Origin of the sequence: Streptomyces sp. adm13(2018) (genome assembly GCF_008042145.1) — a bacterium.
Classification (GTDB): domain Bacteria; phylum Actinomycetota; class Actinomycetes; order Streptomycetales; family Streptomycetaceae; genus Streptomyces.
On the sequence record NZ_RDBH01000034.1, the window covers coordinates 44,424 to 51,476 of the forward strand.

The window sequence follows — 7,053 nt, forward strand, 5'->3', positions numbered from 1 at the left end:
CGTCTGACCCCCGCGCGGAGCCGCGGCCGCCCCCCCGGGGCGAGCGGCCCGACCAGGCGGAACAGACCCAGGGCCTCCACCTCCGTCCCGGGCCGCCCGAGGCCGTCGTCTGACCCCCGCGCGGAGCCGCGGCCGCCCCCCCGGGGCGAGCGGCCCGACCAGGCGGAACAGACCCAGGGCCTCCACCTCCGTCCCGGGCCGCCCGAGGCCGTCCCAGGCGGCCCCACCAGGCCACACGCCCGGGACCTCCGCCCTCCTGTGCCGACAGGAACGACCCGTAGACTCCGCAAGGTGAGCGCCACCATCACCCCCGTCGACGCGTCCGCAGCCGACCCCGCACCCGCGCCCTCCTCCCGGCTGCGGCGGTACGCGCGGCCCGGGGCGGCCCTGCTGTCCGGACTGCTGCTCTACCTGAGCTTCCCGCCGCGTCCCCTGTGGTGGCTCGCGCTGCCCGCCTTCGCCCTGCTCGGCTGGAGCCTGCGGGGCCGCCGGCTCCGCGCCGGCTTCGGCCTCGGCTACCTCGCCGGACTCGGCTTCCTGCTGCCGCTCCTCGTCTGGACCGGCGAGGAGGTCGGCCCGGGACCCTGGATCGCGCTGGCCGCGGTGGAGGCGCTGTTCATCGCCCTCGCCGGCCTCGGCATCGCCGCGGTCTCCCGGCTCCCCTGGTGGCCGTTCTTCGCCGCCGGCGTCTGGATCCTCGCGGAGGCGGCCCGGGCCCGCGTGCCGTTCGGCGGCTTCCCCTGGGGCAAGATCGCCTTCGGCCAGGCGGACGGGATCTTCCTCCCGCTGGCCGCCGTCGGCGGCACCCCGGTACTCGGCTTCGCCGTCGCCCTCTGCGGCTTCGGCCTGTACGAGGCCGGCCGACAGCTCCGGTCCCGCCGGGCCGCGGGCACGGAGGCCGGCACGCCCCGCGACGGGACCGCCGGCACCGTCGCCGTACCGGCCCGGTCGGACGGCATCGCCGTACCGGCCCGCTCGGACGACGTCGCCGGCCCCGCCGTCGAGCCGGCCGCCGGAGCCCGGTCAGGTCGCCTCCCGCGCGGACCGCTGGTGGCCGCGGCGCTCGCCGTGCTCGTCCCGGTCACCGGCGCCCTCGCCGCGCTGCCGCTCGTCGACGACTCCGCCGAGGACGGCACCGCCACCGTCGCCGCCGTCCAGGGCAACGTCCCCCGCCTCGGCCTCGACTTCAACGCCCAGCGGCGGGCCGTCCTCGACAACCACGTGGCCCGGACCCGCGAACTCGCCGCGGACGTCAAGGCCGGCCGCGCCCCCCAGCCCGACTTCGTGCTGTGGCCCGAGAACTCCTCGGACATCGACCCGTACGCGAACGCCGACGCGGCCGAGGTCATCGACGGCGCCGTCGAAGCCATCGGCGTGCCGACCGTGATCGGCGCGGTCGTCGCCCCCGAGACCGGCAAGCTCCGCAACACCCTCATCGAGTGGGAGCCGGACCGCGGTCCCGTCGCCACCTACGACAAGCGGCACGTGCAGCCCTTCGGCGAGTACATCCCGCTGCGCCCCCTCGTCCGCCTCTTCAACAGCAACGTCGACCGGGTGAGCCGCGACTTCGGAGCCGGGACGAAGATCGGGGTCTTCGACCTGGCGGGCACCAAGGTCGGCCTCGCCACCTGCTACGAGGCCGCGTTCGACTGGGCCGTGCGCGACACGGTCACCCACGGCGCCCAGCTCATCAGCGTCCCCAGCAACAACGCCACCTTCGGCCGCAGCGAGATGACCTACCAGCAGCTCGCCATGTCGCGGGTGCGGGCCGTCGAGCACAGCCGCTCGGTGGTCGTCCCCGTGACCAGCGGCGTCAGCGCGGTCATCCGCCCCGACGGCGAGATCGTCGCGGAGACGAGGATGTTCACCCCGGACGTCCTGGTCGAGAAGGTGCCGCTGCGCTCCTCGCTGACCCCGGCGACCCGGATGGGCACCCTGCCCGAGGCCCTCCTCGTGGCCCTCGCGGCCGCCGGCCTCGGCTGGTCGGGCCTCCGCCCGGTACGGGCCCGGCGCACCGGGGCGCGGTAGGACGCGGGAGGACCGCGGACGGCCGCGAAGGGCCGTCCGCGACCCGACCCACCAGTGACCTAGGGTCGGGTCCATGGCTACCCCTGACTTCATCCGGGCCCTGCGCGAGACAGCCGGCCACCAGCTCCTCTTCCTGCCCGGAGTGAGCGCCGTCGTCTTCGACGACCGGGGCAGGGTGCTGCTCGGCCGGCGCGCCGACAACGGACGCTGGTCGATCGTCGGCGGCATCGTCGAACCGGGGGAGCAGCCCGCCGACTGCGCGGTGCGGGAGGTCCTCGAGGAGACGGCCGTGCACTGCGAGGCCGAACGGATCGTGCTCGTCGAGACCCTGCGCGAGCCCGTCGTCTACCCCAACGGCGACCAGTGCCAGTTCCTGGACGTCACCTTCCGCTGCCGCGCCGTGGGCGGGGACGCCCGGGTCAACGACGACGAGTCCCTGGAAGTGGGCTGGTTCGACACGGACGACCTGCCCGAGCTGAACCGCTTCTCGCTCACCCGGATCGAGCGGGCGCGGGCCGACGAACCCACCTGGTTCCGCACCACGGCCACCGACTGAACCACGGGCACGGAGCACAGGGGTGGTGCGACCACACGTTCGACAGGTATCCCTGTGTCCATGTCCCATGAACCCGTCTCCTTCCTCGAACTCCTCGCCAGGGGAGCCGCGACGGAGGCCTACGACCGGCCCGTGCTGCTCGCCCGCGCGCGCGGCGCCGGCCCCGAGGCGCTGGCCGAACTCGAAGAGGCCAAGCAGCTCGCCCTGCGGGTCCGGGCGGAGCTGGAGGGGCGGCGGAGGCGCGAGGCGGAACTGTCCGCGCTCTTCGCGACCGCCCACGACCTCGCGGGACTGCGCGACCTCGACGCCGTACTGCGCGCCATCGTCCAGCGCGCCCGGTCCCTCCTCGGCACCGAGGTCGCCTATCTGAGCCTCAACGACCCGGCCGCCGGCGACACCTACATGCGGGTCACCGAGGGCTCCGTCTCGGCGCGCTTCCAGCAGGTGCGGCTCGGCATGGGGGAGGGGCTCGGCGGGCTCGTCGCGCAGACCGCCCGCCCCTACGTGACCGACGACTACTTCGGCGACGCCCGCTTCCAGCACACCCGCACGATCGACACGGCGGTACGCGACGAGGGCCTCGTCGCCATCCTCGGCGTGCCGCTCAGCCTCGGCAGCCAGGTCATCGGCGTCCTCTTCGCCGCCGACCGCCGGGCCAGGGTCTTCGAGCGCGAGCAGGTCGCCCTGCTCTGCTCCTTCGCCGCGCACGCCGCCGTCGCCATCGACACCGCCAACCTCCTCGGGGAGACCCGCTCGGCCCTCGCCGAACTGGAGCGCGCCAACGGCATCATCCGCGAGCACAGCGCCGTCATCGAGCGGGCCTCGGAGGTCCACGACCGGCTCTCCGAACTGGTGCTGCACGGCGGCGGCGTCCACGACGTCGCCCACGCCGTCTCCGAGGTCCTCGGCGGCACGGTCGCGTTCACCGAGGAGGGCGCCGGGACCGCCCGGACCGCCGGCGGGCACGCGGTCCGCGAGGGCGACGACTGGGTCGCCGCCGTCTCCGCGGGAGGCGAGACCCTGGGCGCCCTCGTCCTGCACGGCAAGCCGGAGCTCGACCCGGTCGACCAGCGCACCCTGGAGCGCGCCGCCCTCGTCACCTCCCTCCTCCTGCTCGCCCGCCGCTCCGCGGGCGAGGCCGAGCAGCGGGTGCGGGGCGAACTCCTCGACGACCTCCTCGACGCCCCCGACCGCGACCGCCGGCTGCTCCGCGAGCGGGCGGCCCGGCTCCGCACCGACGGCGAGGCCCCGCACGTGGTGCTCGCCGCGCGGACCGACCGGGTCGGTGGCGCGGCCGGGCCGGACGCCGGCGGCCGCGAGAGCGCCGACCGGCAACGCCTCTGGTCCGCGGCGACCCATCTGGCCGCGACCCGTCGCGGACTCGCCTCCGCCCGCGACGGCGGAACGGTCCTGCTGCTGCCCCTCGGCCCCGGCGAGAGCGCCGCCGACCTCGCCCGGCAGACCGCGCAGGGGCTCGGCTCCACCCTGCGCGAGCCGGTCACCGTGGGCGCCTCCGCCCCCGTACCGGCCCCGTACGACCGACCGGACCAGGTGGCCGTGGCGTACGCGGAGGCCCGCCGCTGCCTCGACGCGCTCCGGCTCCTGCACCGCTCGGGGCAGGGCGCCGCCGCCGAGGACCTCGGCTTCCTCGGTCTGCTGCTCGCCGACAGCCGGGACGTCGACGGCTTCGTCGACCGCACGGTGGGCCAGGTCGTGGCCTACGACCGGCGGCGGGGCACCGACCTGGTCCGCACCCTGGACGCCTACTTCGCGAGCGGCATGAGCCCCGCCCGCACCAAGGACGAACTCCACGTCCACGTCAACACGGTGGCGCAGCGCCTGGAGCGGGTGGGCCGCCTCCTGGGACCCGACTGGCAGTCCCCCGCCCGCGCCCTGGAGATCCAGCTGGCGCTGCGCCTGCACGCCCTCGCGGACGCCGTCGCGGGCCCCTGAGGACGCGGAGGCCCGCCCGAATCCGGGGCCGCGGTCCGCCCCGTGCACCCTTTCGGGTCGCACCGGGCGGGCACCGTCGACAGCGACGGCACCGGACGCCAGACTGGCCCGGGAGGTGACGCGGGTGGTGGAGCAGGTGGAGATGCGGGCCGCGGTGCGGAGGACGTACGGTCCCGCCGACCTCAGTTCGGTGCCGGTGTTCGCCGGCGGATTCATCAACTTCGGCTCCTGGCGGTCGATCGACCTCGCCGGACCGCTCACGGTCGACGACCGGGTCCGCAGCCAGGAGGACCTGTACCGGCGGGTGCTCGACGCCGCCGGGCCGCTCACCGGCCGGCGGATCCTGGAGGTCGGCTGCGGTCTCGGCGTCGGCTGCGCGCTGGCCCTGCGCGAGTACCGGCCGGAGCGGGTGACCGGCCTGGACATCCACCCCGAGCAGCTGGAGCGGGCCCGCCGGACCAACGCGGAGCTGCTCGCCGGGTCGGCACCGGGACTGCGCTTCGTCCGGGGCGCGGCGGAGCGCATGCCGTTCGGCGACGGCGAGTTCGACCGCGTCCACAGCGTCGAGGCCGCCCAGCACTTCGACGACATGGCCGCCTTCGCCCGGGAGGCGGCCCGGGTGCTGCGCCCCGGCGGGCGGGTGGTCGTCGCGAGCTTCTTCACCCCCGGCACCGACCCGGAGAGCGGAGCGCGGCTCGCGTCCTCCCTGGAGTCGTTCGCCGACGGACTGGACATCGCGCGCCCCGTCACCCACGTCACCGACGCCCTCACCGAGGCCGGACTGGCCGATGCGCGGGCCGAGTCCATCGGACCGGAGGTGTGGCCGGGCTGGGACCGCTGGCTCTCGGACCAGTGGAAGCCCGGCACCTGGCCGCGCAACTTCCTGAAGGCGTACGAGCGGGGCGACCTCGACTACTACCTGGTGACGGCCACCCGCCCGCCGGTCTGATCCGCCGGGTCCCACCCGCCTGCTCCGACCCGTCGCGTCGATCGGCGCGGCGGGCCGGCCGGCACGGTGCGGCGCCTCCTGGCGTTCGGCAGGCGTTCACCCGACAACGGGCCCGACGCCGAGCGGCGTTCGGCGTCGGGCGTGAGTCTCGTGACGCCCTTCGCCCCTCTCTCAGGACGGACCCGCCGTGCCCGAAGAACGCGCTCCCCGGAGCCGTCGCCTCCTCCCGATCCGCCTCGCCGTCGCCGGCGCCACGCTGCTCGCCGCCGCCTCGCTGGTCACGCCGACCGCGCACGCCGCCCCGGCGGACGACATCCGGATCAACGAGGTGGTGACGACCGGCGGCGTCGACGACTCGATCGAGCTGTACAACAAGGGCGCGGCCGCGGTCGACCTCTCCGGCTGGGTCCTCAAGGACGACGACGCGAGCCACACCTTCACCGTCCCGGCCGGGACGACCCTCGCCCCGGGCGCGGCGCGCGCGTTCACGGTGGCCTCCTCGTTCGGCCTCGGCTCCAGCGACAAGGCCCGCCTCTACCTGCCCGGCGGCAGCACCCTCGTCGACAGCTTCACCTGGACCGCCCACTCCGCCCCGTCCTGGTCGCGCTGCCCCGACGGCACGGGCGCCTTCAAGAAGGCGGCCCTGACGCTGGGCGCCCCCAACGACTGCGGCTCCGGCGGCGGCACGAACCCGGTCGCCTGGCCGGGCGGCTCCTCGGTCGCGACGGCCGACGGGGCCCATGTCTTCGGCGGTGACCTCAGCGGCCTCCACCAGGAGGGCTCCGTCCTCTGGGGCGCGCAGAACTCCGGCCGGCTGTGGCGGCTGGTCCGGGACGGCTCCGGCGGCTGGCGGCCGGACACCGCGAACGGCTGGAGCGCCGGGAAGACGCTGCGCTACCCCGGCGGCAGCGGCAGCCCCGACAGCGAGGCCGTCACCCTGACGGGCGCCGGGGCGGCCGGCGGCGCGTACGTCGCGACCGAGCGCAACGGCGACGCCTCCGGGACCAGCCGCCTCTCCGTCCTGCGCTACGAGGTCGCCGCGGGCACCGGCGGCACGCTCACCGCCACGAAGGAGTGGAACCTGACCGCCGGCCTCCCGGCGGTGGGCGCCAACCTCGGCTTCGAGGCGATCACCTGGATCCCCGACGGCACCCTCGTCGCGGCCGGGTTCAAGGACGAGTCGACGGGCACGGCCTACGACCCGAGCCGGTACGGCGCGCACACCGGCGGGGTCTTCCTCCTCGGCGTGGAGGGCACCGGAGCGGTCCACGCGTACGTCCTCCAGGACGGCGGCGGTGCCACCCGCGTCGCGACGATCGCGAGCGGCATGGCCGGTGTGATGGAGCTCCAGTGGGAGCCGCAGGCCGCCCGGCTGTGGGCCGTCTGCGACGACACCTGCGGCGGCCTGCACCGGACCCTGAAGATCGGCGCCACCGGCGCCTTCGCCCCCGTGGCCTCCTACCAGCGCCCGAGCGGCATGCCCGACCTCAACAACGAGGGCTTCGCCGTGGCCGGGGCCGACGCACTCGTCGGCCCCGGCCACGGCGAAGCCCTCGTTGTTGAGGTC

The 7,053-nt window shown here is 75.7% G+C and carries 5 protein-coding genes; all 5 read left to right on the forward strand.

The window, feature by feature from the left end; genetic code table 11:
- Positions 1–291: 291 nt before the first annotated feature.
- Positions 292–2,028, forward strand: a complete 1,737-nt coding sequence (gene lnt, locus EAO70_RS02925) for an apolipoprotein N-acyltransferase (protein WP_148001455.1) — start codon at positions 292–294, stop codon at positions 2,026–2,028.
- A 73-nt stretch (positions 2,029–2,101) separates the two neighbouring features.
- Positions 2,102–2,584 carry an NUDIX hydrolase gene (locus EAO70_RS02930; protein ID WP_148001456.1) on the forward strand — a complete coding sequence of 161 codons (483 nt, stop codon included), beginning with the start codon at positions 2,102–2,104 and terminating at the stop codon, positions 2,582–2,584.
- A 60-nt stretch (positions 2,585–2,644) separates the two neighbouring features.
- On the forward strand, positions 2,645–4,537 hold the full coding sequence (locus EAO70_RS02935) for a helix-turn-helix domain-containing protein (RefSeq protein ID WP_148001457.1): 1,893 nt from the start codon (positions 2,645–2,647) through the stop codon (positions 4,535–4,537).
- Between the two features lie 124 nt (positions 4,538–4,661).
- On the forward strand, positions 4,662–5,486 hold the full coding sequence (locus tag EAO70_RS02940) for a class I SAM-dependent methyltransferase (RefSeq protein ID WP_315986201.1): 825 nt from the start codon (positions 4,662–4,664) through the stop codon (positions 5,484–5,486).
- A gap of 256 nt (positions 5,487–5,742) precedes the next feature.
- A partial coding sequence (locus tag EAO70_RS02945) for a lamin tail domain-containing protein (protein ID WP_410090987.1) occupies positions 5,743–7,053 on the forward strand: 1,311 nt, incomplete at its 3' end.